3 protein-coding genes are annotated in these 5,116 nt (G+C 35.0%); 1 reads left to right on the forward strand and 2 read right to left on the reverse strand.

The features are described 5' to 3' along the window. The first annotated feature begins 142 nt into the window (after positions 1 to 142). On the forward strand, positions 143 to 1,579 hold the full coding sequence (locus HMPREF2731_RS04890; protein WP_070872433.1) for a helix-turn-helix domain-containing protein: 1,437 nt from the start codon (positions 143 to 145) through the stop codon (positions 1,577 to 1,579). A 164-nt stretch (positions 1,580 to 1,743) separates the two neighbouring features. Here the strand turns inward: HMPREF2731_RS04890 and HMPREF2731_RS04895 are convergent, their stop codons facing one another. Further along, complete coding sequence (locus HMPREF2731_RS04895) at positions 1,744 to 3,144, reverse strand: glutamate decarboxylase (RefSeq protein WP_002309699.1); 1,401 nt, start codon at positions 3,142 to 3,144, stop codon at positions 1,744 to 1,746. Between the two features lie 12 nt (positions 3,145 to 3,156). Continuing rightward, the gene (gadC, locus tag HMPREF2731_RS04900; protein ID WP_002309701.1) at positions 3,157 to 4,668 is read right to left on the reverse strand and encodes a glutamate/gamma-aminobutyrate antiporter; all 1,512 of its coding nucleotides are present in this window, start codon (positions 4,666 to 4,668) and stop codon (positions 3,157 to 3,159) included. Positions 4,669 to 5,116: the final 448 nt, after the last annotated feature.

Raw genomic sequence — 5,116 nt, forward strand, 5'->3', positions numbered from 1 at the left:
AAGTTATGCACCTTATAAAATTTGTCAAAAAACTGTTGCCATTCCATATTTTCTAATTTATATTTTTGATTCAATATATTACAGGACTATTCCGATTGGTAGAGTTATAATAGTTATGTATAAAATGACTAGGAGGAGTACTATGTTGGAAACCTATCTGGAGAAAAGTATTTTTCGTCAAGTTTACATTTGTGAGCAATTACACGAAAAAGGGACCATTAAGATTCGCGAAATAGCAGATCAATTGAACGTTTGCCCACTCACTGTCACTAACGACTTGGAATGCATTACCGACATACTCCATCAGCAAATTATTTCAGTGGAGAAAGCTAGAAGTAGCTTTACAGTCGCATTCGACTCTTCGTTTTCGAGGTTGGCACTCACTCAACTCATCTATCAGCGCTCTGACTTTTTCAATGTATTAGGACATTATTTATCAGGGGAACACAATTGGAGTAATATAGCTGATACTACCTTCATTTCGTTAAGCAAAGTTTACAACTTACGAAATGAGTTGATTGATTTTTTTAAACAAATGCAGTACTTAAATGCTGATGGCCATTTTGAAATTCCTGAAAAGGATTATCGAAGTTTGTTACTAACGATAATCTATGAGACAAATCGGACGGAGTTGATCCAGCTAAATAAATCAATTATTCAAAGCGGTCAACAATTGATTGATTATGTAGAAAAACATTTTTTTTCAAGAAGTTACCCTACAGTTGAAAAACAATTTATTTTATTAGGTATCGCTATCGGTTTGCAGAGATCTAAGACTAACCCAATATATTTTAGTCAGGAAGAAAAAAGAGTTACCCGACATACTCTCTTGTTTCAGCTAATACAGAAAGGATTAGAGCAACTTTCTTTCTCTTTATGTCATGACGAAGATGAATGCTTTTATATCTACTTTCTATTCAACTCTAGAAATTATCTATGCGATAACTTTGAATTGTTACAAAAAGACTTGAACGTTGTTTATCAAAACCATGTAGCAGATGACCCTTTGGTGATTGAGCTCCGTCAAAAACTTATCTTATCTCTGAATATATCTGAAGAAAATCAGATACTTTTTGATAAAGCACTTCTCCCGTTTATCCGCTCACTTTGGGCTGATATTCAGATATTTCAACCTGATAAGACTTACTTGTTAAATGAAGAGCAACGCGCTTTGTACTTAGAAGTTCATGAAATTCTTGAACAATGGCGAAAACAAAACAATTTATTTCTGCGTTGGAATGAGAATTCTATTCGTAAACTAACCATTAGTTTAAGTCTTTTAAATGAGCATAAACGGAAATCTCCAATTGAAGTATTCATAGTAGCTCCGTCAGACTTTAGGTATTTATACTATCGACAACAGTTAGAAGACATTTTGGGAGAACACTTTTCTATTAGTAATATCATTTGTAAACAACTTAGAGAAATAGTAGACGACACTTTCTTTTGTACTCAGCGGATTATACTTTGCGATAGTTCTTTATACCAAGAAGGCTTAGGTAGTGAGAAAACAATTATATATCCGATTACTTTTCAAACAATTCATACTGTTATCGATCAATTGAAAAAGCAAATTTGACTGAACTACTTACAATAAGAGTAATGATGAATAGAACAACAGCTAAGATTGAGAGTGTAACAAATGAATATCATATATTTATTCAAATAGATTTAAGGAGCTGTGTGGTAATCACAACTCCTTTTATTAGTTAATTAACTTCTTTTATATTTCTCTGAAGAATTTTAGTGAGTAAAGCCGTACGTTTTCACATCCTGTTTTTTATGATAAACAATATGAGCTTTATTCAACTCTTCAATTGCTTGGTTCATATCTTGTACATAATCACCAGCCATGTTCATTCCAAAGTCTGCTCGAACAACTAAGCGTTGAATAATTAATTGATCCAAGTCTTTAGGTAATGGGTAGGCTGGGACTTGCCATCCCTTCATTAACAGACGATCAGATAAATCATATAGTGTCCATTCGCGATTGGGATCTTCTTTCAGCTTATAGCACACAAGTGGCAATTCTGATCCATCATTAATGATTTCAAAAATACCAGTTTTTTCGATCTCTTTGGCTAAATAAACAGCAACATCATGAGTTCTTTGGTGAATATCACGATAACCATCAAAGCCATAGCGTACAAAGTTGTAGTATTGACCAATTAGTTGTGCTGCACTATGAGAGAAGTTGATAGCCATAGTTGGCATTTCTCCACCTAAGTAACTAACTTTAAATACTAATTCTTCTGGTAAGTATTGTTGGTCACGCCATAAGACCCAACCCACACCTGGATATACCAAACCATATTTGTGACCTGAAGAATTAATTGAGATAACATTTTTCAATTGAAAATCCCAAACTAGATCAGGTTCAGTAAATGGTGCATAAAAGCCACCCGATGCAGCGTCAACATGAATGTATACTTTATAGTCAGTTTGTTTATTGTGAGCTTCAACTAAATCATTCAGACCCTTGATATCATCATAACGACCAGTGTAAGTAATACCCATAATACCTACAATACCAATTGTGTACTCATCCACATAATCCATGACAGTATCTAGATTAATTGACATATGTTTTTCATCCATTGGGACTTCTCTCAGTTCCACATCCCAATATACACAGAATTTTTCCCAACAAACTTGGTAACCAGAAGAGATCACCAGGTTAGGTTTTTTTGCTTGAATATCAAGACCTAATTTTTCAGCACGTTTACGCCAAGCAAATTTCATGGCCATACCACCCAGCATGCAGGCTTCTGAAGAGCCGATCGTTGAAGTTCCCATGAATTTTTCATTATTTGGAGCATGCCATAAATCAGCAATCATATTTACACAGCGGTTTTCAATTTCCGTTGTTCGTGGGTATTCTGATTTATCAATTGCATTTTTTTCTAACGTTTGGGTCATCAATTTCACTGCTTCAGGTTCCATATACGTTTGACAAAAAGTAGCTAAGTTTAATCGCGCATTTCCTTCATCCAACATCTCGTCTTGTACTAATTGATAAGCAATTCGTGGTTCAATGGATTCTTTGTTTAACTTATATTTAGGCAAGACAACATCCTCACTTGCAGAGCCAAAAATTGGTTCCAAATAGCTTTTTTCTTCTTGATTATCTTTTCCGTATAACATAATGAATTCCTCCTAATGTTTTAAAATATGTTCATCATTTTTTGTAACGTGGTGCTCTCCTCTAGCAGCTGGATAAACAGCGGGATTAACGTCTTCAGCTTTCACGTGAGTAGGTTCCTCAATAGTTGTGTGAGCACTTTTATCATGTACTTCATAAATGATAAAAGGTAAAAGAACAGTCACTACAAAGCTAATAAGTAGTATGATTTGGTATGTTCGGTGCTCACTAGCTGCAATTGAAGCTGGTGGTACAAAAGAGATAAGCAATGCGAACACTGATAAAATAAAACCAATTCCACCGATAATCGTTTTGCCAACAGTTTTTCCTGGTACATTGTAAGTTCGTTTTAAGTCTTTTTTCTTAAAAACTAATACAAAGTAACCTAGGAAAAATAGTAAATATCCTACGAGATAAATAACAACAGTTAAGGAGATTGCTACTAAGAATGATAAATTGTTGCCTCCTCCACCAAAAGTTAAGACTGCTGCCCAAATAGTAACGATAATTCCTTGTATCATAATCAACGGAACTGGAACGCCTTGTTTATTAGTTTTCCGGAAGAAAACTGGTAACAGACCTCGCTGAGCAGCTGCAAACATCCCTCGTGATGGACCAACTACCCAAGAACTAACTTCACCCATAACGCCAAAGGCAATCATGAGAGCAATCACTTTTACCAACCAATGCAAATGACTGTTAAAATGTAAAATAAGCATTTCAAATGTTTGGATTACACCAGCACTGAGAGACAAGTCATGTTGTGGAATAACCGCTGCTACTGAGAAACCGCCGATTGCATCTAAGGCGATGGCCAAAATCACTAGTAAAAACATTGCCAATGGGTAGTTTCTTTGGGGATTTTCCAGCTCATTAATATGTGATGCTGAAGCTTCTACGCCCATATAAGCCAATATAAAAGATACAAATACTACTAAAGTTGAAAGCTGAGAAAAGTCAGGAATAAAAGCTTTCGCATTAATAGCCATTTGAATCGGATTACCGCCGATAAAGTAGGCTGCTGCTAAACCAAAGAGAATGATCGAAGGAATAACAATTCCAATGACAAATCCTGCTTTAGCAATTTTAGCGGTACGATTGGTCCCGCCCAACTGTGAAAAAGTCAGTACCCAGAAAATGACTAATACACCAATAAACTTGATAAATGGATCTGTATTAAGCTCTGGAAAATTAATTACATACGACAGCGCTCCTAGTATGAAGTAGATCATTGTAATAAAACCTACTGTAATTTGAAACCATTGGAAAAAAATAGCTGCAAAACCAAAACGTTCTCCTAAAGTTTGACTAACCCAACTGAAAATCCCACCATCTTTCCATCCTTCAACTGTTGCCATTTCTGCAGCACATAAAGCAACTGGTAGAAACCATAAAATACCTCCCAAAAGAAGAAAGAAAACCAAATGTAATTGTGATGTTGCAAAGGTCGGATACTCATAAACAGTCAAAACCATGGAAGCTGTCAGGGCAAAAAAACCGAATAGAGATAACTTTTTTTTATCCATATTATTACTTCCCTTTCCTATTTAATTTGTCATTCCTACCAAGGTTATGGAAAATCGCTTATTTGAGCTTGCATTATTTTGTCCACCTCTTTTCTACAAGACAAAGTATAGCAAGCAAAATTCTTCTCCACTTCCAGAATTTTTTATTTTCATTTTTAGAAAAGTGAAAAAACTGACAACAAAAGCTTGTTTCTTTCACTCTATTAATATCTTTAGTGAAAAAGCTCGTTTTATATCGTATTCTTCCAGCGAATGTACTTCTCATAAGTCCAAAAAAAGCTGCGAAAAAGAAAGTACCTCGGTACCTACTTTTTCGTAGCTGCACATAACTTGAGCAAGTATTAATCGAAGATACTTTTGTTGGAGTGGTAAAAAGATTGAGAAATTGTTTCATTAGCTATTACGATTATTATTGTAATACCCGTGGTGCTAGTTAATTTTTTCCTAG

This window comes from Enterococcus sp. HMSC072F02 (assembly GCF_001837725.1).
GTDB classification, from domain to species: Bacteria; Bacillota; Bacilli; order Lactobacillales; family Enterococcaceae; genus Enterococcus_B; species Enterococcus_B lactis.